General features: G+C 53.6%; 15 protein-coding genes. 10 read left to right on the top strand and 5 right to left on the bottom strand.

All coding sequences use genetic code 11. The features are described from left to right. The first annotated feature begins 121 nt into the window (after window positions 1–121). Entirely contained in the window at window positions 122–1,234 is a 1,113-nt protein-coding gene (gene proB / locus WKJ03_RS07450; protein WP_337841547.1) for a glutamate 5-kinase, read from the top strand. Further along, complete coding sequence (locus WKJ03_RS07445; protein WP_337841546.1) at window positions 1,231–2,481, top strand: glutamate-5-semialdehyde dehydrogenase; 1,251 nt, start codon at window positions 1,231–1,233, stop codon at window positions 2,479–2,481. Before proB ends, WKJ03_RS07445 begins: the two co-directional genes overlap by 4 nt. 13 nt (window positions 2,482–2,494) lie before the next feature. On the opposite strand, the gene WKJ03_RS07440 is transcribed toward WKJ03_RS07445, so the two are convergent. Further along, complete coding sequence (locus tag WKJ03_RS07440) at window positions 2,495–3,259, bottom strand: ABC transporter substrate-binding protein (protein ID WP_337841545.1); 765 nt, start codon at window positions 3,257–3,259, stop codon at window positions 2,495–2,497. A 131-nt stretch (window positions 3,260–3,390) separates the two neighbouring features. Between WKJ03_RS07440 and WKJ03_RS07435 the strand changes: the two genes are divergently transcribed. Beyond that, window positions 3,391–4,473, top strand: a complete 1,083-nt coding sequence (locus WKJ03_RS07435; protein WP_337841544.1) for a glycerol-3-phosphate dehydrogenase/oxidase — start codon at window positions 3,391–3,393, stop codon at window positions 4,471–4,473. Here the strand turns inward: WKJ03_RS07435 and argA are convergent. The 4 genes from argA to WKJ03_RS07415 all read right to left on the bottom strand — a co-directional run bounded on the left by argA (window position 4,468) and on the right by WKJ03_RS07415 (window position 8,150). Next, on the bottom strand, window positions 4,468–5,787 hold the full coding sequence (gene argA, locus WKJ03_RS07430; protein WP_337841543.1) for an amino-acid N-acetyltransferase: 1,320 nt from the start codon (window positions 5,785–5,787) through the stop codon (window positions 4,468–4,470). The two genes, WKJ03_RS07435 and argA, sit on opposite strands and share 6 nt — an antisense overlap. A 208-nt stretch (window positions 5,788–5,995) precedes the next feature. Then, on the bottom strand, window positions 5,996–7,147 hold the full coding sequence (locus WKJ03_RS07425) for a glutathionylspermidine synthase family protein (protein ID WP_337841542.1): 1,152 nt from the start codon (window positions 7,145–7,147) through the stop codon (window positions 5,996–5,998). 6 nt (window positions 7,148–7,153) lie between these two features. After that, window positions 7,154–7,726 (bottom strand): DUF1190 domain-containing protein, encoded by a 573-nt coding sequence (locus WKJ03_RS07420; protein WP_337841541.1) that lies wholly within the window; start codon window positions 7,724–7,726, stop codon window positions 7,154–7,156. 10 nt (window positions 7,727–7,736) lie between these two features. After that, window positions 7,737–8,150 (bottom strand): DUF350 domain-containing protein, encoded by a 414-nt coding sequence (locus tag WKJ03_RS07415; protein WP_337841540.1) that lies wholly within the window; start codon window positions 8,148–8,150, stop codon window positions 7,737–7,739. 168 nt (window positions 8,151–8,318) lie between these two features. Between WKJ03_RS07415 and WKJ03_RS07410 the strand changes: the two genes are divergently transcribed. The 7 genes from WKJ03_RS07410 to WKJ03_RS07380 all read left to right on the top strand — a co-directional run bounded on the left by WKJ03_RS07410 (window position 8,319) and on the right by WKJ03_RS07380 (window position 26,210). Next, window positions 8,319–9,944, top strand: a complete 1,626-nt coding sequence (locus tag WKJ03_RS07410) for a HAMP domain-containing methyl-accepting chemotaxis protein (RefSeq protein WP_337841539.1) — start codon at window positions 8,319–8,321, stop codon at window positions 9,942–9,944. 183 nt (window positions 9,945–10,127) lie between these two features. Further along, window positions 10,128–13,040 carry a TonB-dependent receptor gene (locus tag WKJ03_RS07405; protein ID WP_337841538.1) on the top strand — a complete coding sequence of 971 codons (2,913 nt, stop codon included), beginning with the start codon at window positions 10,128–10,130 and terminating at the stop codon, window positions 13,038–13,040. Between the two features lie 60 nt (window positions 13,041–13,100). Next, window positions 13,101–17,078, top strand: coding sequence for a pullulanase-type alpha-1,6-glucosidase (gene pulA / locus WKJ03_RS07400; RefSeq protein ID WP_337841537.1), 3,978 nt, complete (start codon window positions 13,101–13,103; stop codon window positions 17,076–17,078). Window positions 17,079–17,491: 413 nt separating this feature from the next. Beyond that, complete coding sequence (locus WKJ03_RS07395; protein WP_337841536.1) at window positions 17,492–20,305, top strand: TonB-dependent receptor; 2,814 nt, start codon at window positions 17,492–17,494, stop codon at window positions 20,303–20,305. Window positions 20,306–20,405: 100 nt separating this feature from the next. Continuing rightward, complete coding sequence (locus WKJ03_RS07390; RefSeq protein ID WP_337841535.1) at window positions 20,406–21,908, top strand: tryptophan halogenase family protein; 1,503 nt, start codon at window positions 20,406–20,408, stop codon at window positions 21,906–21,908. Between the two features lie 20 nt (window positions 21,909–21,928). Further along, complete coding sequence (locus tag WKJ03_RS07385) at window positions 21,929–24,364, top strand: TIM-barrel domain-containing protein (RefSeq protein WP_337841534.1); 2,436 nt, start codon at window positions 21,929–21,931, stop codon at window positions 24,362–24,364. Between the two features lies 1 nt (window position 24,365). Then, window positions 24,366–26,210, top strand: coding sequence for a glycoside hydrolase family 13 protein (locus WKJ03_RS07380; protein ID WP_337841533.1), 1,845 nt, complete (start codon window positions 24,366–24,368; stop codon window positions 26,208–26,210). Window positions 26,211–26,310 lie beyond the last annotated feature (100 nt).

Genomic DNA, 26,310 nt, shown 5'->3' with positions numbered 1-26,310 from the left:
TTGCTGCTGAATTTCAGCGCTGTTGCGACAGCTGGTTAAAATCAGCCTGACGTCGGCTAGACATTTATACGTCCAAACCAGTATGCTCGGGGTGAATTTTAACCAAAGGAGTAAGCCTGTTATGGCGTTGTTATGGCGGCGTCTGGTGCTGAAGGTCGGCAGTGCGCTGATAGCACCGGAAGCAAAAGGATGTTCAACCCGCTACCTGCTGGCCATCGCGAATTTTATCAGCGAATGCCGCCAGCAAGGGGTTGAGGTGGTGTTGGTGTCTTCGGGAAGCGTGGCTGCAGGCCGGGCTGCTATCCCATTCCCGCATCACCCCTTGCCGATTAACGTCAAACAGGCGATGGCTGCTGTGGGGCAAACCCGCATGATGCAAAGCTGGCGCAATCTGTTTGACTTTGATTGCGCGCAGATTTTGCTGACCCACGACGATCTGTCGGACAGGCGCCGGTACCTGAATGTGCATAACACACTGCGTACCTTGCTGGACCACGGCGTGCTGCCGATAGTGAACGAAAACGACACTGTGGCCACCGCCGAGCTGAAAGTGGGCGACAACGACAATCTGGCCGCATTGGTGGCCAGCGTGGTGGATGCTGACGTGCTGGTGATTTGTTCCGACGTGGACGGCCTCTATACCGCCAACCCAAGAACCAACCCGGCGGCCAGCTTGCTGGCGGATGTGCATCAGCTAAGCAGCGACATTTATGCCATGGCCGGCGGCAGCCATCATCAGATTGGCACAGGCGGCATGGTCACCAAGTTGCAGGCGGCGCAAAAGGCCACCAGTCTGGGCATAGACACCTTAATTATCAATGGTCAGAAAGCCAGCAGTTTTGCCAGCCTGCTGGCAGGGCAAAACCCCGGCACCCTGTTTCATAAGCAGTTATCCCGCGTCAGCGCGAAAAAACACTGGTTGCTGCATAGCCTGAAAACCTATGGCGAAGTGCAACTGGATGAAGGCGCCGCCAAAGCGGTGCTGGAGCGGGGCGCGTCCTTGTTGCCCAAAGGCATTACGGCGGTCAGTGGCGATTTTGAAAAAGGCGATGCCATTTGGTTATGTGACAGCGCGGGCCAGAAGCTGGCCAAAGGCATCAGCCAGTACAACACCGCTGAGCTTGGCAAAATTAAAGGGGTGCATAGCCAGAGCATTGCCCAGGTGCTGGGGTATTGCCCCAGTGAAGTGGCGGTGCACCGGGACGATTTAGCCCTGCTGGAGGCAACGTCATGAGTTTTTCTGTAGTGGAGTTTTGTCAGCAGGCCAAAGCCGCTTCGCTGCAGCTGGCGCAACTGTCTGAAGCGAAAAAAAATGCCGCGCTGGAAGCGATAGCGCAGGGGATAGAAACGCAGCAACAACCTATTCTGGCGGCCAATGCTTTGGATATGGCGGCGGGCCGCGGCAAAGGCCTGAGTGACGCCATGCTGGACCGCTTGCTGCTGACGCCGGAGCGCTTACTGAATCTGGCCGCTGCGGTGCGCCAGGTGGCGGCGTTGCCTGATCCTGTGGGTAAAATCCGTGATTTAACCAGCAGGCCCAATGGCATTCAGGTGGGCCGTATGCGTATTCCGCTGGGCGTCATTGCGATGATTTATGAAGCGCGCCCCAATGTCACGGCCGATGCTGGCGCTTTGTGTTTAAAGTCCGGTAACGCGGTGATTTTGCGGGGTGGCCGCGAGGCCTTGCAGTCCAGCCTGGCGATAGCGGCTGTGATGCAGCAGGCTTTGCAGCAGCAGGGCATTCACCCAGCGGCTGTTTCTGTTGTACCGGACCCGGACCGCGGGTTATTGCTGCAGCTGTTGCAGCAAAAGCAGTACATCGATTTGGTGATCCCGCGTGGTGGCGAAGGCCTGATCCATTTTGTCAGTGACCACAGCAAAATTCCGGTCATTCAGCACTACAAAGGTGTTTGCCATTTGTATGTCGATAAAGACGCCGATCTGGACAAAGCCATGGCGTTGCTGCTGAACGGCAAAACCCAAAGGCCCGGGGTTTGCAATGCGCTGGAAACCTTGCTGGTGCATCAGCAGATTGCCGGTCACTTTTTGCCCAAAGCGGCGGCCGCACTGGCAGCGCAGCAGGTGGAGGTGTTTGCCTGTGCACAAAGCCTGGCTTTCTTCAGTGGCGCAACCCTGGCTGATGAAACCCAGTATGACACTGAGTACCTGCGTCTGGCGTTGTCGGTCAAAACAGTGCCGGATTATGCCGCGGCCATTGCTCATATTCAGCGCCACAGCTCAGGCCATACCGAGGTGATCTGCACTCAGGATTACAGCACAGCACAGCGCTTTATCCGTGATATCAACAGTGCTGTGGTGATGGTAAACGCCTCATCCCGTTTCAGTGACGGCGGAGAATTGGGCCTAGGGGCCGAGATTGGCATCTCCACCTCCAAACTGCATGCCTACGGCCCTATGGGGCTGGAAGCGCTCACCACGGAGAAATACCTGGTGCTGGGGGATGGCCAGATCCGCAGTTGAACTGCGGATCTGCCTAATGCGCTGGTGCTTTTTCCTGTTTGTACTGCTGAAACAGTTGTTCCACCAAACCTTCTGCGCGCAACTGGTCAACCGCCTGTTGCAGCGCTTTGACTTTTTTGGCCGGTACATCCAGGTTCAGCGCCAGATAGTTTTGCCCCACATAGGAGATATCCAGTACAGGTTCGACATCAGCACGGCTTTTGCCATAAGGCCGCAGCCAGCCGTCTATCACCTGATCGGAGCTAATCAGTAAATCCAGTTTTCCGGCCAGAAACAGCGGTACCGCATCAAGCCTGCTTTGCACCAGCAGCAGGTTTTTGTCCTGCTTAAAGCCCTGGCTGAGCAGGTATTGTTCAAAAAAATCGCCATGGGTGACGGCCACACCAAAAGCCTTGGCCTGTTCCAGATCCGCCGGAGCCACTTCGGGTCGGCTTTTTAACCGGTACAGATAGGTGTTGGAGGACGCCAGTGGGCCCACCCAATGAAACTGGCGTTCACGTTTGGCGGTGCGGACTATGGAAAACACGCCTGAGCTTTCGTGGTGCTGCGCCAGTTCATAAGCCCTTAACCAGGGCAGCGACTGAAAACGGCATTCCAGATTGGCGGTCTGACAGGCTTGTTTCAGCAAGTCGGCATTAATACCCATGACTTCATTGCGCAGGCTGTAGTTGTAAGGGAAAAACTCTTCGGTATACAGACGTAAAGGGGCTGCCACAGCGGTTGCAGAGGCAAAAAGCACAATCAGTTGGACCAGATTTTTTGCTGTGCCACCCTTCATTGCTGTGCCTCCGTTGCTCCCGCTATGACTGACACTACTCCAGTGAGGTGCAAAGTCAAGATGTCGCTTTATTCGACAACTGCGCCGGGCTCTGCTTTGATAACTAAATCAGCTGGTTAGCGGGTGCAGTTATGAAGGTGGCAGTAGTAGGGGGAGGGATCAATGGCTTGTGCTGTGCCTGGCAACTGGCAGTGGCTGGTTATCAGGTACAGCTGTTTGAACGGGATGAGCTGATGCAGGCCACCAGTCAGGCGTCCTCCAAGCTGTTACATGGTGGCTTGCGTTATCTGGAACAGGCGGAATTTCGTCTGGTGCACGAAGCTTTGCAGGAGCGGCGTTGGTGGCTGAAAAAAGCCCCAAGCCTGACCCGGCGTTTGCCGCTGTTGTTTCCGCTTTACCAGGGCGGCAGCAGACCTCGCTGGCAGCTAAAACTAGGCCTGATGCTGTATGACTTTTTATCCGGCAAAAAAGGCATAGGCCGACACCGTTGGCTGACTCCACAACAGGTGTTGCGCTGTTCTCCTGCATTAAAACCACAGGGGCTGACCGGGGCGTATTTGTTTTTTGATGGCCAGATGGATGATTACAAACTGGGGCTTTGGGTGGCAGAGCAGGCCAGAAAAGCCGGTGCCATACTGCACTGCCAGAGTCCTGTGGTGCAACTGAGTGGCGCCGGAGCTTTGGTGGTGGCCGGGCAGGCGCAGTGGCAGCAGTTTGACGTCGTGATTAATGTGGCCGGGCCCTGGAGCAATGCCTTGCTGGAGCAATCGGGTCTGGTGGTGGATACCCCACTGGATCTGGTGCGGGGCAGTCATTTGGTATTGCCTGCTGTCAGCCGGTACGGCCATATGCTGCAGGTGCCTGGCGAGCAGCGGCTGGTGTTTGTTTTGCCTTATCAGGGCGACACTCTGGTCGGCACTACCGAAGTGCGGCAGCAGTTGCATGAAAAGATTGTCGTCAGCGATCAGGAGCGGCACTACCTGTTGAGTCTGTACAACCATTATTTTAATCAGCCCGCTACCCGCAACGACATTGTGCGCGAGTTTGCCGGGGTGCGGCCTTTATTGGGGGGAAGTCAGGACGCAGGGCGGGCCAGCCGGGAGTATCAGCTGCACTGGCAACAGCAGGTGCTGACGGTTTCGGGTGGTAAATGGACCACAGCCCGGGCTTTGGCCCGGGCTGTGGTGGAACAGGTGAAACAAAACGCCTTATAAATCCAGCGCCAGGATTTTGGAGCGACGCTGGTAGTTATAGAGTTGTTTCTTTTTCGCTGGCAGGTCTTCCACCCCAACCAGTTCAAAACCCTGCTCCTGAAACCAGTGAATGCTGCGGGTGGTCAGTGCAAATAAGCGGTCATATTTGCGTTGACGGGCAATTTGAATGATGTTTTTCAACAGTGCGGTACCACGGTCTGCATCACGGTAATGTTCATGCACGGCCAGGCAGGCAAATTCACCGACATTGTCTTCCGGAAACGGGTATAAGGCCGCGCAGCCGATGATCAGGCCGTCACGTTCAATCACGGTAAACTGGTCAATTTCCATCTCCAGTTGTTCACGGGAACGCCGTACCAGCAGGCCCTGTTGCTCCAGTGGCCTTATTAAGTCGAGAATACCGCCAATATCGCTGATTGCCGCCAGACGCAGCCGTTCCGCTGCTTCGGTGACGATTTGGGTGCCAATACCGTCGCGTGAAAACAGCTCCTGCAGCATGGCGCCGTTTTCGCTGAAGCTGACCAGGTGACAGCGTGACACGCCGGAGCGGCAGGCGGTAATAGCCGCATGCAAAAAGGCCAGAGTTCCGGTGCAGGCACCTTCCTGCTGCTCCATCTCCAGCATGACCTTTTCGGCGTAATTGGGCATCAGTTCGGCGGTAATTTCTCCGTCAGCGCCCATAATGCCGCCTGCTTCGTTAAAGCCGATCATTTTGTCGGCTTTCAGTTTGATGGCTACCTGGGTGGCAATTTCTTCAGCCGTCAGGTTGAAACTTTCGCCTGTGACAGAAGCCGCGATTGGCCCCATCAGCACGATGCCGTTGGTGTCAAGCTGACGGCGGATACCTGCCACATCGATACGGCGTACCCGGCCGCTGTGCAGATAGTCGACGCCATCATCAACCCCCAAAGGCTGCGCTATCACAAAGTTGCCGCTGACCACGTTGATCTGGGCATTATGCATGGGGGTATTGCTTAAACTCATGGACAGACGGGCGGTAATATCCAGCTGCAATGCGCCCGCCACCTGCTTGATGACTTTAAAGGACGCATCGTCGGTCACCCGAATTCTGTTGTGGTAATCGCAATTCAAACCGGCTTCTTCTAAGGCGGTATTAATTTGCGGTCTGGCGCCATACACCAGCACAATCTTGATGCCCAGTGTGTTCATCAGGGCTATATCATTGATGATGCTTCGAAAACCGGGTTGAGCTATGGCTTCGCCGCCCAGCATCACTACAAAGGTTTTGCCGCGGTGGGCATTGACGTAAGGCGCCGACTGGCGAAAACCATCAACAAGTTCAGTGGTACGCACGGACTCTGTTGTTCCTTATCAGGTTGAGTAAAAACGAGTATCTTCGTTTGATAACCCTGTGACGACAGGGCTCCCTGAGCCTAGCAAAGCTCTGGCAAAACGAAAAACGACTTTGGCTGAAAATGCTGCGCACTTTAACTAAAAAATGACTTTTTATCCACTTTTTGTGCAAATAAATTCAGCCGTGCCCCGGGGCACAGCTGATCGATCAATCCAGAATGATATGGGGCAAAAAGCGTGACGAGTCTTTGGTGATCAGTGAGTTATCTTCACGAATGCCAATACCTGCAGCACTGTTGCCAACCACCCAGCTGCCTATCATGGTATAGCTGTCGCCAAATTTAGGCAGCGGCTGCAGGCGCTGACGGATAAAAGCCGCGTCATGATAAGGCCCCGGTTCTGAGATATGTTCGCCCGCTGTGGTCACCAGCTCGACATTGGCCCCTTCGCGCGAGAACAAAGGTTTACGCACCCAGCCCGCACCCAGGCTCTGCCCTGCTTGCTCAAAATGGCTTTCCAGCAGATTGGGGTGGTTCGGGTATTTTTGCCACAACAGCGGTAAAATGCCTTTATTGGACAGCAGCATTTTCCAGGCCGGTTCCAGCCACTGGGTCTGACTGGTCAGCACCACAGACGCAAACTCTTCCTGCAGCATAAACTCCCAGGGATAGAGCTTAAACAGCCCACCTATAGCATAGCCGTCCAGATCGACCAGCTGACCGCCGGCGGCTCCGAGCTGTTCCAGCTCAATAAAACGGCTGTCGAGACCAGCCTGACGGGCAATGTCCATCAGGTAATGCACTGTGCCTTTGTCTTCAACGCTGTTGCCTACGGCAGCGAAATACAGCGGGTTGGCCAGCGGCAGAGAAGCAAAAGCGTTTTCCAGCTGGTCTTGCAGTGAGTTGAACTGATCGGCCCCTTTGGGCACCTGTCCCCGCATTAACTGATCTTCCAGCCAGACCCACTGGAAAAAACCGGTTTCAAACAAGGAGGTTGGGGTGTCGTAATTCAGTTCCAGCAATTTGGCCGGGCCTGTACCGTCGTAGACCAAATCCATCCGGCCATAAAGCGATGGCTGCTGGCTTTGCCAGGACTGACGCACTGTGTCCCAGAAAGGCTGGGGTATCGCAAGCTGCGTCAGCTTTTGTTCGTCTTGAATGATGTCCGCAACCAGCGCCAGGGCCATTTGATGCAACTCTTCGGTCGGCGCTTCCAGGTCGTTTTCAATCTGGTCCAGGCTGAACTGGTAATAGGCGCATTCATCCCAATAGGGCTCGCCGTCAAAGGTATGAAAATTAAAACCAACAGATTCAGCGTAAGAGCGCCAGCCCGGGCGCTCTGTGCAGGCAATTTTCTTCATCCGGGATTAACCACCGTAGCTACTGCTGCTTTGCTGGCGTTGCTGCGCCTGAGCACCAAAACCACCCCGGCTGACTAAACCTGCAGGTTTGGCTTGCACGGCGGAAGGCCGGATATAGGTGCTGCCGGTGCTTTTGGCAACAGGGGTATTGCTGGCCGTGCGGAAGGTCCCCTGGTCATCACGGGATTTATACAAAGGCTGAGGCTGCACCGGCTGTTTCAGTCTGTTGCCGCCGTTCATCATCTGGCCCATCAAAAAGCCCATCATCATCGGCATAAAAAAGCCGCCGCCGGACTGGGCCTGAGTGGCCGGTGGCGTTTCGCACTGGCCTGCACCAAAGTCGGCTTCACAGGCCTGCTGGCTGCTGTACTTCGGCGCTACCTGGCTGTGCAGTGCCGTGGCCTGGGCCAAATCGGCCTTGCATTGTTCCGGGTTGTAATAAGCCGCACACTGATCAAGGGTTTCAAACACGGCGCTTTGCACCGGCTCTTCCCCACAACCAGCCATTAAAAAGGTGGCGGTGGGCACCATCATCACCAGGGCCGCTTTTTTGCTGCGTTTTAACAGTTTCTGTTTCATCGGCAACTCCTTAATAGGTCATGCTGGCGGCGTTCACCAGACCAATGGCTACTGAACAGCCAGCCGCAAAGACGCCTGCTGCCAGTTCGCCATTTTGGATCCGCTGTGGCAGTTGTTTCAGCGCAAAGCGCACCACAGCAAAGGTCAGCACCTGCACCACCAGGGCAATGGCGCCCCAGATAGCGCAATCAGCCAGCGACAGCGAATGGGTGATGGCGCTGGACAGTGGCAGGGCAAAACCAACTAAGGCACCGGCGAAAGCGACGGCTGCAGCCACATTGTTTTCTTTAATCAGCGCCAGCTCGTCATGGGGGGTGACCCAGGTGTAGAGACGGCAGAACACCAGCACCAACACCACAGCCAACAGGAAAAAGCTGAAAAACTCCGGCAAACCGGCAATGGACGCAAGCAGGGTATCACTCATCATTCGATCCTTCTTCAGAGAAATTGCTTCGATGATCAGGAAAAGCCCGGCAAAACGCAACCTGCACTGCCGGACTTTTTTCAGCAAATGGCCGTCTGGCATTGAAACTCAACTATGCTGAATGAGATAGTTGTGAAGCTAAGTTACTGATTTGTTAAAGAGGTTGCTATGTTAAATTCGTTTTCTGTCAAACTCAGATTGTTGGTGCTGGTCAGTGTGCCTTTATTGGTGCTGGTGCTGATCAGTCTGATTTCGTTGTATGAAATGAAAGTACTGAGTGCAGGAGCCAGCAGTATTTATCTGGACAGGGTGGTGCCGCTGAAGCAAATCAAGCAAGTGTCGGATGCCTATGCGGTCAGCGCTGTCGATTTATTGCACAAGGCCAGAGGAGGAGTACTGACGCCGGACGCTGCAGAGCGTGAACTCAGCGCCAGTATTGCACTGGCCGACCAGGTGTGGCAGCAGTACCTGGCGACCGAGCTGACGCCGGAGGAAAAGCAACTGGCGACTCAGGCCAGCGAGCAAATCCGCCAGTTTCGCAGTCAGCTGCAGGGTTACCAGAGCCAGCTGGGCAATGGAGAGCTTATTAGCTTACCAGCAGAAAACTTTAACCGGGAGCTGTATCAAAGTGCCGATCCGCTCAGTCTGACACTGGCCAGACTGATTGATATCCAGCTGCAGGAGGCCGGTAAGTTTAAAGAGCAGGCGGAAGCAGGTTACGCCTTTTTTATCCAGCTGTTTATGGCGTCCTTACTGCTGGTGTTTCTGCTGCTCGGCCTATTGTCTTTCCTGATTTACCGCTCTATTCATCATCCACTCTCTGCCCTGCAAAACGCCATTACTGTGGTCGGCGAGAAATCGGATCTGCGCGTCCGGGCCGAGGTACTGGGGCAGGACGAAATAGCGCAGACAGCCACAGCTTTTAACCAGACGATCAGCCGGGTACACCAGTTTTTCAGTGAGCTGGCGGATGCGGTTGCTCAACTGGCTGCTGCCTCTGAGCAAATGAGCCAAATCAGTCAGCAGGTCAGCGGCACTGCCTTTGAGCAGGAGCAGCAGGTGAACCTGATCGCCACCGCCATTAATCAGATGTCAGCAGCCATACAGGAAGTGGCCAACAGCGCCTTGCTGACCTCAGAGCAGGCCACCAGTGTTGATCAGCGCACTCAGGCGGGTTATCAGAAAGTGCAGCAAAACAAAGCGTCGATTGAGCAGCTGTCCACTGTGGTGCAGGGGGCCAGCGGTGTGATTGAGCAGTTGAAACTGGAATCAGAAAAAATAACCTCAGTGCTGGCGGTGATTCAGACTATTGCCGGTCAGACCAACCTGCTGGCGCTGAACGCCGCCATTGAAGCGGCGCGTGCCGGTGAAGCCGGAAGGGGGTTTGCTGTGGTGGCTGATGAAGTCCGCACCCTGGCGACCAATACCCAGAAAGCCACTGAGTCGATTAAACAAATGATCGACACGCTGCAGCAATCCGCCCTGGAAGCGGTCAGTGCCATGGCACAAAGTGGCCGTTATGCCGGTGAAAGTGTCGACAACGCCATGCAGGCAGCGGCGGTGCTGGAGGAAATTAAAGGCTCGGTGGAAACCATAGTGGATATGAATGTGCAAATCTCGGCAGCGACGGAACAACAAACCATAGTGGCGGAAGATATTAATAAGAATATCAGTGAGTTCAGTGTCAGCATTGCGGATATGAGCCGCAGCGCCACCCACAGCGCCGACGCCAGCAATTCCTTGTCCCAACTGGCCAGCCGGTTGCAGCAGCAGGCGGCTATGTATCAGGTCTGAATGAGCTGTTCTGGTGCGCCCGGTTGCCACTGCACTACTTTGGTGGCCCGGATGCACCACTGAATACGTATTCATGTTGTGGGTCCACCCGTGCTGGTTAATAAATAAGCTTGGAACCGAATTCCAGCAACATAAAAGTTCCAGCAGTAACGGAATAAAAACAAGTCAACGGGGACAACAGGCATGACATACCGCAAGCTCAGTATACTGACGCTTGCTTTTGCTGCTGCCGGTTTCAGCACTGTACTCAGTGCGGAACAGGCAGACCAGCAATTGCAAGAACAGCAAAGCACCGATGCTGACAGCAGCAGAAAATCCAGAGAACAAATAGAAGTCATTGAAGTCAAAGGCTTCTCGACCAGTCTGATTAAATCTTTAAACGACAAGCGTTTTGCCGACACTGTGGTTGAGGCCATTTCTGCAGACGACTTAGGCGCCTTGCCTGACGTGTCCATGGCCGACGCCCTGACACGTTTACCCGGTATTTCAGCGGTGCGCACCGGCGGTCAGGCGTCAGAGATCAATATTCGTGGCATGGCCGGCGGTTTTGTCTTTTCCACTCTGAATGGCCGTGAGCAGGTGTCCACCAGCGGTCAACGTAATATTGAGTTTGATCAATACCCGTCAGAGCTGATCAATTCGGCCGCTGTGTATAAATCACCCAAAGCTTCGCTGATTGAAGGGGGGGTGGCCGGTACAGTGGAGCTGAAAACAGCCAGTCCGCTGGCCGCAAAAAAACAACATAACGTGACTGTGAATTTGCGTGGCATGTTTAATGACCGCGCCGATGAAATTCCGGATGGCAATGAATACGGCGACCGCTTCAGCCTGTCGTACCAGGGCAAGTTTCTGGACGAGACCCTTGGGGTGGCTTTTGGTTATGCGCGGTTGTTTCAGCCAAGCGTTTCCACTCAATTTGTTGGTTTTGCTTACAATGCACAGGCTGACATTGATGGCGTGACTGAACCCGAGCCCAATGAGCTGATCAGTGAAGGTTTCGAAATGCAGCACCGTGGCGGAGAAGAAACCCGTAATGGTTATATGGCGGCGCTGGAATGGGTGCCGTCGGACAAACTGACACTTAAAGCCGACGCCTTTTTATCTAAGTTTGATACCGACGCTTTTGCCCGCGGTTTTCGTGTCAAGTTTGATGGGGCCAATGCGGCGATCGGCAACCCGGTGATTGAAAACAATATGCTGGTGGGCGGCACCATTAACCGCAAAACCAATGGCAATACCCGGGTCGAGCTGGTCAACGACGACAACACCGACCAGGACGAAGTAGTAAGCCTTGGTTTCAATGCAGATTTTGACGCCACCGACAACCTGACGCTGAATTTTGATATCTCCCATTCTGCTGCCAAAAGTAATTTCCGCAACGGCCTGCTATGGTCTCTGGTGGCAGAAGATGCCAATGCGACTGTGCCTGTGGTGGATTCCAATGTGTCGATCAGCTACCTGCTGAATGGCCTGAATCTGCCCTCTGTAGGTTTTAATCAGGAGGGGGCTTTTACCGATATCAACAGGGTAATGGTCAGCAAATACGGCATTTATCCTTATGTGAATGAGGACGAAGTGAATGCCTATAAGCTGGACGGAAAATACCGCCTGGACAACGATTTCTTAAGTTCTTTTGAAGCGGGTGTCCGTTATTCCGAGCGGGATTACTCCAATGATCGTTCGGTCTTTGAATACGGTTCTGATGGGATGTTCCTGTCGTCTCAACCGCCGCTGAAACTGACGCAGGACATGGTAAAAGTGGTGAACTTCACTGGGGCTTTCAGTCACTTTCCGGGTTATCTGGCCATTGATCAGGACAAAGCGCTGAATGCCTGGTTCCCGCAGGGCATTCCGCAGCCGGTGCAAACCTGGGGGACAGGCAATACAGGTATTCTGCCTGAGCAACGGGTATCCGGCGGGCCTGATACGGCCTGGTCTGTGCTGCAAAGCGGGGAAGTGTATGAAAATGTCCTGTCGGCTTACCTGATGGCCAACATCGACACCGAATTGCTGGGCTTGCCTGTCACAGGTAATGTCGGGGTGCGTATGGTGGAAACAGAGCAGTTGGCTACGGACCTGACCGATGTCGGCGGCGATGCCACCTTGGGCGCCCAGAATATAATGGATGACGCAGGTCTGGTGAATACCCGCTACAAGCCCGGTGTGATAGGACAGAAATACACAGACTACCTGCCATCGTTAAACCTGAACTTTGCACTGACCGATTCGGATCAAATTCGCTTTGCGGCGGCCAAAGTCATGTCACGGCCGCCCATAGACCGGCTGGCGTCCAATACCAGCTACACCATTGACGACATTACCGGTAAAGTGAATGGTTCCAGCGCCAACAGCCCGTTTTTAAAACCTTTTTACGCCACTCAGTACGACATTTCTTATGAGAAGTATTTTGAGGATTCAAACGGAGCTTTGGTTGCCGCCTTGTTCTACAAGGATATTGAGTCCTTTATCAATACCTTCACCATTACCGACTTTGACTTTGCCGCTGCAGGTTTCCCTATTCCGGCTTATGTGCCGGGCACAGAGCCAGGGAACCCGGATGGTTTGCCACCCGTCAGCACCAAACCCGGTGATTACACCACGGCCGTCAACAATGACAAAGGGGGGTATATCCGTGGTGCTGAGCTGGCATACACCCAGGTATTTAAGTTCCTGCCGGGATTCTGGTCTGGTTTAGGCTTCAGTGGCAGTTACTCCTACACCGAAAGTGAAATCCAGCAGCAGGTCAGTCTGGGTGCCCAGACCATCGATATCACCTTGCCGGGCCTGTCGAAAAATGTCGCTACAGCCACCTTGTTCTGGGAGTACCAAGGCTTTGAAACCCGGCTCAGTGCGCGTTACCGCGATAAGTTTGTTTCAGAGCAGGTGGCTGTTGAGGCTCAGACAGTCAATTTTGACGGCGAAACAGTACTGGATTACCAGGCCTCTTATCAGATCAACGAGCAGTTTGGTGTGTTGTTTCAGGTCAATAACCTGACGGACGAACCAACCAAAAGCTACTTCGGCACCCCAACCAACACCGGCACTATCCAGTTTTTTGGCCGGCAGTATTTTCTGGGTGCGAATTACGTGTTCTGACACTGATCATTTCAGGCCTGGCACTGCCGGTCTGAAAAAAACGAATTGGAGTAGAAAAGAATGTTACAACTCACTCACTTGCTGAAGCTCAGCCTGATTGGCTGTGCCGCTTTGCTGCTGTCCGCCTGTGGCGGTGGTGGCGACGATTCCGTTGAAGGTGGCAGCAAACTGCTGACCTGCAACGTCCCACAAATTCCCAATGCGGCCGGTACTGCCTGTATAGACCCGCCGCCAATCAAATGCCCGGCCCCTACGGTGCCGGATGCAAAAAATGAAAGCTGTGTGGTTGGGGTTGACCCCAATGCTCCGGAGCCGGTGGTGTTCCCGACCAGCAGCCAGGCCGTTCTGTTTTACAAAAGAGCGGATGCCAATTATGAAGGCTACCGGCTGCATACCTGGAACAATGACGCCTGCAGTGCGTATCAGGACAGTTCGATAGCGCCATCCTGGGACAATGGCCTGCAAATCAGTGGGGTGGATCCGAACTACGGTGCCTACTGGATACTGGCGTTGAAGTCGGGTTATGCCGGTACTGAAGGTGCCTGCGGTAACTTTATTATTCACAAAGGTACAGATGATGCAGGCAAAGAAATGGGCGGTGGCGACCAGAAAATGCCGCTGGGGCCAAAAGAGGTCGAAAAATTTGCCCGCATGGCGTTTACCTTCTCTGGAGTGAATTCCATTTTTGACTACCCGCTGTTGTCGTTGGGCGTTTCTATTGCCGATTCTGCGGCGCACTGGCTGGACAGCGGGACGCTGCTGTGGAATGTCGACAGGGCTATTGCCACCAAGGTGCAGCTGCACTATTCCGACAAAGCCGATCTGGCTATTGATACTGACAGCAAACTTAATGGTCAGGCGGTGCTGCTGGAAGAAACGGCACTGACCGAGGCACAGCAGGCACTGGTGCCACATTTAAGCAGCTGGCATGCCTACCGCCATAACCTGACGGCTGATCAGGTTAAAAACCTGGTGAAAAACCAACTGGTGCTGGCTGCCTATGATGCAGAGAACACACTGACTGCAGCCAGCTATGTTCAGGTGGCCAGAGTACTGGATGATCTTTACACCAAAGGCCCAAATGACGCTGACGAAGCCACTTTGGGGCTGAGCTACGACAGCAGCATTAAAACCTCGCTGTGGGCGCCAACGGCCCGCGATGTGAAGTTAAAAGTGTATAACGCACAGAAAGTACTGACGGCCACTCAGGCGATGACACTGGACAGTGCCAGCGGGATCTGGAGCTACACTGGCGCGAAAAGCAGCCTGGACCGTCAGTTCTACCGTTTTGAAATCACTGTGTATCACCCGGCCACGAAGAAGGTGGAAACCTATGAAACCACCGATCCCTATTCCGTCAGTTTGGCACTAAACGGTCGCTACAGTCAGTTTGTGAACCTGAGCGATGCCGATCTGAAACCAACAGGTTGGGATGGTCACGAGGTGCCAGAAGTCACCAACCCGGAAGACAGTGTAATTTATGAAGGCCATATCCGGGATTTCAGTATTCGCGATAACTCCGTCTCTGCGGCAAATCGCGGCAAATATCTGGCTTTTACTGAAAGCCAGAGCGCCCCTGTACAGCATTTAAAAGCATTGGCCGACAGTGGCGTGACGCATTTTCATTTGCTGCCAGCCACAGATATGGCCACAGTCAACGAGGATGCCAGCAAAAGGGTGGAGCTGACCGACACTGTGGCTGCTTTGTGCAAAATCAAATCCACTGCAGCGGTTTGCAGTGAAGAAAATGCCGCTACGCCGCTTATCGATGTGCTGAAGTCGTATGCGCCGTCGGGTGAACGGGCTCAGGCGCTGGTGGAGGCCATGCGTGGCACCGACGGCTTTAACTGGGGTTATGATCCGCAGCATTTTAATGTGCCTGAAGGCAGTTATGCGTCAAACGCGGACGGTGTCAGCCGGATCAAAGAGATGCGTGCGATGAATCAGGCACTGCACAGTATAGGTCTGCGAGTGGTGCTGGACGTGGTATACAACCATACCAGTTCATCCGGTGTCTTTGATAATTCAGTGTTTGATAAAGTGGTGCCTGGTTATTTCCACCGTTACAACCCGACCACTGGCAGCATTGAGCGTTCAACCTGCTGTGAAAACACCGCGACCGAACACAAAATGATGGACAAGTTTGTGAAAGACTCACTGGTGCTGCTGGCGAAAGAATACGGTTTTGACAGCTTCCGTTTTGACATCATGGGGCATCACCCGAAAGCCGGTATTCTGGCAGCGCGGGACGCGGTAAAAGCGGTGGACCCTGATACCTACTTTTACGGTGAAGGCTGGAACTTTGGTGAAGTGGCGGATGACCGGCTTTTTGTACAAGCCCGTCAGGCCAATATGGCCGGTACCGAAGTAGGCACCTTTAATGACAGGATCCGCGATGCGGTGCGCAGCGCCGCACTGTTTAACGGCAAAGGCACAGCCGCTGAACTGCAGCAACAAAACTATATCGAAATCGGCCTGGCCGGTACCTTAAAAGACTTCCTGCTGAAAGATTATCGCGGCAACACAGGCACAGCGTCCGGTATCAGCTGGAATGGTCAGCCAGCCGGTTACGCGACAGATCCGGCCGACATTATCAACTATGTATCCAAACACGATAACGAAGCCATTTGGGACAAGTTGCAACTGGAACTGCATAACGCTGGCGTGAACCTGAGCCTGAAAAACCGGGTGCGGGTGAACAACATCGCACTGGCGATCCCTTTACTGAGTCAGGGCATTCCGTTCCTGCAAATGGGGGATGACCTGTTACGCTCCAAATCCCTGGACAGGAACAGCTATGACGCAGGGGACTGGTTTAACTTTGTTGATTTCAGCAAAGAAACCAATAACTGGAATGTGGGGTTACCACTGGGGCAGGACAACAGGAGCAACTGGACGACCATAGCGGCGGTGGCCTCCAATCCGGCGACAAAAGCAGCTCAGGCGGATATTGAATTTTCCACGTCGGTTTTTCAGGAGTTTCTGCAAATCCGTAAAAGCAGCCCCTTGTTCCGGCTGACCACAGGGCAAGAGGTGATGGACAGGGTTGGCTTCCACAATATTGGCAAAACCACTGTGCCTGGCCTGATTGTGATGAGCATAGATGATGGTCAGGGTCTGGCTGACCTGGATCCGGCCTATGATGCATTGGTGGTAGTGATTAACGGCACAGCAACAGAGCAGTCTCACACCGTGCCCACCGCAACTGGTTTTAGCCTGCATTCAGTGCAGCAACAATCGGTGGATCCGGATATGCAACTGGCCAGTTTTGCGACAGGCAGCAACGAAGGCACTTTCACAGTGCCAGCCTACAGTGCTGCAGTTTTTGTCAAAGTTCAGCAAGGAGCGCAGGGGCCGGGTTTAAAAGCTGATGCCACTATGGGCGCACCGGATATCCCGCCTTATCAGCTGACCACTGTCTATCTGCGTGGTGCTATGAATGGTTGGGGAACGGAAGACGCCTTCAGCTATGACGGTGAAGGGGTGTACAGCATCGTGAGGGAGCTGGATGCGGGCGACTATGAATTTAAAGTGGCATCAGAAAACTGGAGCACGGTCGACTTTGGTTCCCCAGATCAACAAGTCTCTCTGGGGGTGGCTAAAACGCTGAGCCGGGGGGCATCTAACCTGAAGTTAAACCTGGCAGCCAAAGGCATGTACCAGTTCAGGCTGGATGCTTCCAATCCGGACGCACCGGTTCTGACAGTGTCTGAACCCGCGCCTTATGGTGAAACCACCGTCTTTGTCCGCGGCGATATGAACGGTTGGGGTACCACCAATCCGATGCAGTTTGGTGGCGGCCTGTACAAAGCGACCATCACAATGGAAGCCAAGGAATATAACTTCAAAATAGCGTCGGAAGACTGGAGTACGGTCGATTTTGGTTCATCCGACGCTGTGGTTGTGCCAGGTGAGAGCAAAGTATTGCAAAGCAAAGGCGGCAATCTGAAAGTGACGCCAGCACAGGCCGGTGAGTACAGTTTTGAGCTGGATGCGTCAGACCCGGCAGCCCCCAGCATCAGAGTGCTCAAGCTGTAAGTAGATTGAGCAGAAAAGCCACTGAAGCCACTGACTTCAGTGGCTTTTTTTATTCGGCCAGGCAGGCAGTCTGAGGCATGTGGGGCTCAAAGCGAAAAAATACAAAGAGTCAGGGAACGGGTAAAAACGGCTGGAAAATCTACCGCGCTGAGCTAAGGTTTTGCTTAGGAATGATGCAGCAGTGAGGAGGGAAAAACTCTAAAGATATCAGAAGTTTTTCTGATTAATTTGCACTGATTTGGGGCGTGTTTTTGTGGTTTGCTCCAGAATGTGACAAGCCTTAGGGTTTGAATACGTATTCATGTTGAAGATAGACAGACTTGGGTTTAATAAGTCAGAACGAACCAAAAGAAACGCCTCCAACAGGGCTGGTTTGTGATGACACACAAAAGAACATAACCGGGGATAAGGGCATGCATAAATTCAAATTAAGTATGTTAACAGTGGCTATGGCAACCGCAGGCTTGATGTCTGGTGCTGTCGCTGCTGATCAGGCTGCGGACACTCAAAATAACAAGCAGCTGTCTGCCAAAGAAAAAGCCAAACAAGAAGCTCAGTTAGAAGTCATTGAGATTAAAGGTTTCCGCCGTTCAGTGGTCGATTCGATCAACACCAAACGTTTTTCACCAAACGTGGTGGAGTCTATCTCTGCGGAAGACATTGGTAAGTTACCTGACTCCAGTATTGCGGAATCTATTTCACGCTTGCCTGGTTTAACCAGCCAGCGTCTGGATGGCCGCGCCAGCCGCGTCAGTATCCGTGGTTTTGGTGAAAACGAAAGCGCTACTACCTTCAATGGCCGTGAACAGGTCTCTATCGGCGATAACCGGGGTGTGGAATTCGATCTGTACCCGTCTGAAATTATGAGCGGTGTCACCGTTTATAAAACGCCAAACGCCACACTGGAAGCTGAAGGTATTGCCGGCGTGATCGATATGCAAACCGTGAAGCCACTGAGTCGTGAGCGCACCCTGCAGTTCAGTGGTCAGTATGAGAAAACCAGTCTGGACAAACTGAACCCGGATGGTAACGACTCTGGTGGCCGTGGCACTATTTCTTATATCGACAAATTTGCCGACGACAAAGTAGGTATTGCCTTTGCGTACACCACTATGGCGTCACCTAACCAGGAAAAACGCTGGAACGCCTGGGGTTTTAACGACGCTGAAGTAAACGGTGAGAATGTTGTGATGTTGGGGGGGGCCAAGCCATTTGTCCGTTCTTCGACCTTAGAGCGTGACAGTGCACTCTTCGTGCTGGAAGCCGCTCCGAATGATGATCTGAAGCTGACCTTTGATGCTTTATACGTGGATTTTAACGATGAGAAAATTCTGCGTGGTATCGAGATCCCAATGCGTTGGGGTTATAACGGTCCTGGCAACGTCCCGTTAAATGTCGATATTCTGGAACGTGATGGTAACTTTGTAACCAGCGCCCGTAAGTCAGGCGAAAAACTGGTGGTGCGTAATGACGCGGAAGACCGTTCTGCTGAAATGACCGCTGTTGGTTTTAACGTGAATTACAACCTGAACGATGACTGGTCTTTGGAATTCGATGTGTCGAACTCGCAGGTCGACCGTAAAATCTGGAGTATGGAAAGCTACTCAGGTTATGGCCGTGGTGACTTCAATGGCCCCTACGACACCATTAGCTACAGCTTAGTGGATGGCACCAATGGCGCTATTTTCACGCCGACTCTGGATTACAGCGATTTTAACCTGGTGAAATTAGGGGGTCCACGCAGCTGGGGTTCAAGCGCAGTGCTGAACAACACCTATGGCATTAATGGCGACCCTATTTACCAGAACTCAGCTCAGGACGGCTTTATCAACGCGCCTGAAATCAGTGACGAACTGACCAGCTTTAAACTGGCGGCCACTCAGTTGCTGGAAGATGCCGGTATGTTCACCAAAATGAGCTACGGTATTTCTTACCGTGACCGCGAAAAGCAGAAGAAGTCTGAAGGTTATTTCATGACCTTAAAAGACTTCCCTGCCATGGTTTCTGTGCCAGAGCAGTACCGTTTAGGTACGGTGAATCTGGACTTTATCGGTATGGGCGACATGATTGCCTATGATTCCCGTGGTCTGGTGCGTGACGGTTACTACAACCTGATCCAGGAAAGCCTGACCAACCCGGATCACGCGGCGAAAAGCTGGACTGTTAACGAAGAAATTCTGGCCTATTTTGTACAGGCCGATTTCGAAACTGAACTGGGCAGCATTCCTGTGACTGGTAACTTCGGTCTGCGTTATCTGGATACAGAGCAGTCCTCTCAGGGTACAGCTTACAGCACAGACAATGGCCAAGTGGTGTTTACACCAACAGATGTCAGCCACAGCTACTCACACCTGTTACCAAGCCTGAACCTGACCTTCGACGTCGCGGAAGATCAAAGTGTGCGTTTAGGTGCGGCCAAGACGCTGTCTCGTGCCCGCCTGGATGAAATGCATTCTTCAGTCAGTGCAACTTACAATCCTACTGCAGATGCCAACGGCAACTTCTGGGCTATCAGTGGCGGTAACCCGTTACTGGAGCCAAAAGAAGCGACCGGTGTGGATTTAACCTACGAAAACTACTTCAGTGATGAAGGTTATTTCTCTGTGGCGTACTACTGGAAGGACCTGAACCAGTGGATTTTTGATGGGGTTTATCAGTTAGAGCTGGAAGGGGTAGCCGACCCAAGCACTGGGGAAGTTCCAGCTACTTCAGGTGCGACAGGCTCAGGTAAAGTCAATGGCGGCGGCGGTACTCTGCATGGGTATGAACTGTCTGTCACGCTGCCATTTAACATCGTCAGCCCTATGCTGGATGGTTTTGGTCTGATTGCCAGCCACAGCCGCGTGTCTCAGGATGTGACGGATCAGAATGGCAATGCCTACTCGCTGCCAGGTCTGTCAGATACCGTTCAGACTCTGACGGGTTACTACGACCACAATGGCTTCCAGGCCCGTGCCAGCCTGCGTAAACGCAGCGACTTTAAAGGCGATGTCTACGGCATCGGCTTTAATACCCAGCAGGTTGACGTGAAAGGTGAAACCATTGTGGACGCCCAGGTCGGTTATGACTTTGGTGAAGGTGGTTTCACTGAGCTGCAAGGTCTGTCGGTATTCCTGCAAGGTCAGAACCTGAGCGACGAGCCATTCGTTTCGCTGCAGGACGGCCGTGTACGTGACTACCAGCAGTACGGCAGAACCTTCCTGTTAGGTTTCAGCTACAAAATGTAACAGCTGTTTCGGCAGAAAACCCCGGCATTGACTGGGGTTTTTTTTCGTGACCATGTTAGCGTAGTGACAAGGCGTAAAGCGGGTACCTGAAGAGGCAGTGATGCAGCAGAAACCAGTAAAAAAAGTAGTGATTTTAGGTGGCGGCACCGCCGGTTGGATCTCCGCCTCTTTGTTAGTCAAAATTCTCGGCAAGGTGCTGGATATCACTTTGGTGGAATCGGACGATATTGGCATTGTCGGTGTGGGCGAGGCCACCATACCGCCTATTCAAAGCCTGAACGCGGCTTTAGGTTTGCAGGAAGAAGACTTTCTGCGCGAAACCATGGGCAGCATCAAGCTGGGCATCCAGTTTGAACACTGGGGCGCTGTGGGCGACAGCTATATGCATGCCTTTGGTACAGTGGGCAAAGATTTCCCGTTTTGCCATTTCAACCATTTCTGGCGTCGGTCCGAACAACTGGGCATGGGTTATGGTTATTGGGATTTTTCGCTGAACTATCAGGCATCGTTACAGAACAAATTCAGCAAACTGGAACGGATTGACGGGGTGAATCTGGGCGGCCTGACCTATGCCTACCATTTTGACGCCGGCCTTTATGCCCGGTTTTTACGTAAATACAGCGAGTCGGTTGGCGTAAAGCGCATTGAAGGCAAAGTGGCGTCTGTGCAGCAGCACCCGCAAAGTGGCGATATAGAGGCCTTGGTGCTCGCATCGGGCGAGCGTATTGAAGGCGATTTATTTCTCGATTGCAGTGGTCTACACAGCCTGCTGATCGATAAAACCCTGAACACAGGCTTTGAAGACTGGTCACACTGGTTGCCAGCCGACAGCGCTGTGGCTGTGCCTTCGGCCCGAACCGAACCCATAGTGCCTTATACCCGTTCCATTGCCCATGCCAACGGCTGGCAATGGCGCATTCCGCTGCAGCACCGCACCGGCAATGGCTTTGTGTATTCCAGTAAATACTGTACGGATGAAGAAGCCAAACAGCTGTTGCTGAGCAATCTGGACAGCGAAGCACTGGCCGAGCCCAGACTGATTAAATTCCGCACCGGGCGGCGCCTGCAGCAATGGCAGCGCAATGTGGTCAGCATTGGTTTATCCAGCGGTTTTCTGGAACCGCTCGAATCCACCAGCATTCACCTGATCCAGTCCGGTGTGCTGCGATTGCTGAAGTTTTTTCCGCATCTGGGTATCAATGACACAGACAGAGCCGAGTACAACCGGCAGTCCAAAACCGAATTCGAACAAATCCGCGACTTTATTATTCTGCATTACAAGCTGAACCGCCGGCAGGACAGTAAATTCTGGCGAGACTGCCAGAACATGGCCGTGCCTGACAGTCTGCAACGCAAAATGCAGCTGTTCGCCCAGTCTGGCCTGGTGTGTCGTGAGCAGGATGAACTGTTCAGCGAAATTGCCTGGCAGCAGGTGATGATAGGGCAGGGACTGATCCCGGCCGATCACCATCCGCTGGTCGATGCGCTATCGGAAGCGCAGTTACAGGATATGCTGCAGAATCTGAAAGTGATCTTTGCAAAAACCACTGAACGTCTTGGCAGCCATCAGCAGTTTCTGGCTCATCTGGCCAAAAACACCTGAGTATTGTGACAGGAGAATCAATGAATAATCTGAATCTGATGAGCCGCTCTGGTTGGGTGCTGCTCCTTTGGCTGGCGGTTCCATTGTCGGCGGCCGCCGCCGAGTACCAGTCCCACCAGGTGCAGCAAAACAAGCTGCAGGTGCAGACCGATGAATACCAGTTGCAGCTCAGCTTTAAAAGCAGCGGTGCGGTGGAGGTGTTTTACCAGGAGCCCGGCATCAAACAGCTGCCGTCTTTTGCCCTGGCGGAACCACAACAGGCCTTGCCGGCCCAGCTGAAAGAGGACAACACAGCCTTGCAGTTTGGCACTGAACAGCTGCAGGTGCGGCTGCAAAAATCACCGTTGCAGTTGCAGTTTTACCGGGGGACAGAGCTTATTCTGGCCGAAGAAGCCGGTTATTTTGCCCATCAAACCCTGCGTGGTTTTCGTTTTGCCTTAACGCCGGACGAAAAACTGCTGGGCGGCGGCGAGCGGGTGCTTGGTATGGACAGAAGGGGCCAGCGCCTGCCGCTCTACAACAAAGCCAGTTACGGCTACAACGGCGAAACCAAACAGATGTATTTTGGTTTACCTGCGGTGATCTCCAGCAAAAAATACGCGCTGGTGTTTGACAACAGCGCCAGTGGTTTTCTTGATTTAGGCGCCAGCGAAAAAGAGGTGCTGCAGTTTGAAGCAGTGGCAGGCCGCACGGCCTACCTGGTGATGGCGGCGCCCACTTATCCTGAATTAATGCAGCAGTATGTCAACACCACCGGCAAACAGCCGTTGCCGCCACGTTGGGCTTTGGGCAATTTTGCTTCGCGTTTTGGTTACCGTACCGAACAGCAAAGCCGTGACATAGTGCAGAAATTCCATGACGCAGATTTCCCGCTCGACGCGCTGGTGCTGGACCTGTACTGGTTTGGCAAAGACATTCAGGGCCATATGGGCAACCTGGCCTGGGACAAAGACGCCTTCCCGCAACCGAAACAAATGATTGCGGATTTCAAAGCCAAAGGCGTTAACACCATTTTGATCACCGAACCTTTTGTGCTGAGCAGCTCCAAACGCTGGGATGAAGCGGTAGCCGCCAATGCGCTGGCGAAAAACCTGGCCGGGCAGCCCAAGCGTTTTGATTTCTACTTTGGCAATACCGGCCTGGTCGATGTGTTTTCCAAAGAGGGCCAGGCCTGGTTTAACGGCATTTACAACCAATTGGCGCAAGACGGCGTGGCCGGCTGGTGGGGCGATTTAGGCGAGCCGGAAGTGCACCCGTCCGACAGTATTCACGCCATAGGCACCGCCGACGAAATTCACAATGCCTATGGCCATCAATGGGCCGCCATGTTGTATCAGAACCGTTTGGAGCAGCAGCCACAGCAGCGGCCGATGATAATGATGCGTGCCGGTTTTGCCGGGTCGCAGCGTTACGGCATGATCCCCTGGACTGGCGATGTGGACCGCTCCTGGGGCGGCTTAAAACCTCAGGTGGAACTGGCGCTGCAAATGGGCCTGCTGGGCATGGGCTACACCCATTCAGATTTAGGTGGTTTTGCCGGTGGTGAGCAATTCGATCAGGAGCTCTATGTGCGCTGGTTGCAATACGGCGTGTTTCAGCCGGTGTTCCGGCCTCATGCGCAGGAGCATATAGCGCCTGAGCCTGTGTTGCATGACAAAACCACCCAGGATTTATTGCGGCCTTTTGTCAAACTGCGTTACCGGATGGCGGCGTACAATTACACCCTGGCCTACCAGAATTCCACTTTGGGTTTACCGCTGATGCGGCCGTTGTTTTTTGCGGACGAAAGCCAGCCACAGCTGATGCTGAATAAAGACAGCTACTTCTGGGGTGACGCCTTCTTAGTAACCCCTGTCACAGCACCGGGTGTAACAGCCGTGACAGTGCAGCTGCCGAAAGGCGTCTGGCTGGATTATTTCACAGGCCAGCGTTATGAAGGCGGCCGCAGTATTGAGCAACCGACCAGCCTGAGCACTTTGCCAGTGCTGGTTAAAGCCGGTGCTTTTGTGCCTTTGGTGCCGGCCGTGCAAAGCCTGAGCCAGTACAGCAGCCGTCAGCTGGAGCTGCATTATTACCACGACGACAGCATCAGTCAGGCACAGGGACAGATGTTCGAAGACGATGGTCACTCGCCAGACAGCCTGGCCAAAGGTCAGTATGAGCTGCTGAAATTCAATGCCACTTATGCCAAAGGTCAGTTACACCTGAATTTAGACCGCACTGGCCTGGGCTATAGCGGCATGCCGAAGCAGCGCACTGTGACACTGGTGGTGCATCAGGCTGGCCGGGCCGCGGCTGTGCAGCTCGATGGCAAAGCAGTGCCAGAGCTGCCAGATCAGACTGCGCTGAACGGTGCGGCGTTTGGCTTCTACCGGGATAAAGCCAACAACAAGGTATGGCTGAAATTCGACTGGCAACAAGCACGGCATCAGCTGCAACTGACAACAGGGAGCTAAGATGAAACAGATTCTGTGGCTAAGTATTTCACTGATGGCGGCCTCTGCCGGGGCTGCGACTATAGACCGGCTGGAACCCGCCTTCTGGTGGGCTGGCATGAAAGAACCCAGCCTGCAGCTGATGGTGTATGGCAAAGGGATCCAGCATTCAGATGTGAGCCTGAATTACCCCGGTGTCCGCATTACAGGTATTCAGAAGACAGCGAACCCAAACTACCTGTTTGTCGACTTGCAACTGGCGGCCGACGTGCAGCCGGGTCAGTTTGATCTGGTGTTTTCGCGAAGTGGCAAAGAGCAAAGCCGTTATCAGTACCGCCTGTTACCAAGGCGTGCAGGCTCAGCAGAGCGGCAGGGCTTCAGCCAGAAAGATACCATTTACCTGATTACGCCAGACCGTTTTGTCAACGGTGACCCAGGCAACGACAGTGTGGCCGGCATGCCGGACCGGCTGGACAGAAGCAACCCTGGTGGCCGCCATGGCGGTGATATTGCCGGTATGCAGCAGGCGCTGCCTTATTTACAGCAGCTCGGTATCACGCAAATCTGGCCACAGCCTTTGGTGGAAAATAACAGTGAGGCTTATTCCTACCATGGTTATGGCGCCACGGATTTATACAGAATCGACCCGCGTTTTGGCAGCAATGCCAGCTACCAGGCCTTTGTCGCCGCCGCCAAAAAGCACGGCATAGGGGTGATTCAGGACATAGTGGTTAACCATATTGGGGTGGATCACTGGTGGGTCAAGGATGTACCGTCCAACGACTGGCTGAATTATGGTGGCAGCTTCCAGCCAACCAACCATGCCCGCACTACGGTGCAGGACCCTTATGCGTCGGACGCCGATAAAAAAGCTTTTGTCGACGGCTGGTTTGTCGACAGCATGCCCGATCTCAACCAGCGCAACCCGCTGCTGGCGACTTACCTGATCCAGAACTCGGTCTGGTGGGTGGAATATGCCGATTTATCCGGCATTCGGGAAGACACGTACCCGTACGCCGACAAACACTTTTTAACTGCCTGGTCGAAACGCCTGATGACCGAGTACCCCAATTTCAATATTGTTGGGGAAGAGTGGAGCGCCAACCCGCAGGTGGTGTCGTACTGGCAACGCGGCAAGCAGAACCCTGACGGCTATGTGTCCTACACCCCCAGCATGATGGATTTTCCGCTCTATTATGCGCTGCTGGGGGCATTAACGGCGCCTGAAAGCTGGGATGCCGGTTGGGTAAAACTTTATGAAGCGCTGGCCAATGACGTGCTGTACCCGGACCCGACTAACCTGGTGTTGTTTGAAGGCAACCATGACACAGCACGGCTGTTTTCACTGCTGGACAATGACCTTGACCTGTACCGGATGGCGCTGGTGTACCTCTTTACGTCACCCCGTATTCCGCAGCTGTATTACGGCACCGAAATTCTGGCGAAAAGCCCGAAACAACGGGACGATGGCCTGGTGCGCAGTGATTTCCCCGGCGGCTGGGCGGGGGATGATCGCAATGCCTTTACCGGTAAAGGTTTAACAGCGCAGCAGCAACAGGCTCAGCAACTGGTGAAACGGCTGGCCAATCTGCGAAAACAACAGCAGGTGTTGCAGCAGGGCAAGATGAAACATTTCAGCCCCTTGGATGGTGTTTACAGTTACGCCCGTTACAACGACAAGGAACAAATCTGGGTATTTTTTAATAAAAACAGCAGCGACAGTTTGTTGCAGCAAAGCCGTTTTGCCGAGCTGATGCCTGCCGGGGCCAAAGCCACCAACCTGCTGACCGGCCAGGCGGTGCAGCTGGGCTCACAGCTCACTATTCCGGCCCGGGGCACAGTGCTGCTACACATCCTGTTACCTTAAACCGCGGCCAGTTGGTCGTTAATCCATAGAAGCCTGCTGGACATCAGCAGGCTTTTCTTTACACTGGTCCGGTCCAGGATGCGCGAAGGCGCAGTGTGTA

It is taken from the genome of Rheinheimera sp. (genome assembly GCF_037442525.1).
In the GTDB taxonomy this organism is placed as follows: domain Bacteria; phylum Pseudomonadota; class Gammaproteobacteria; order Enterobacterales; family Alteromonadaceae; genus Pararheinheimera.
This window is presented reverse-complemented; position numbering and strand designations above follow the sequence as displayed.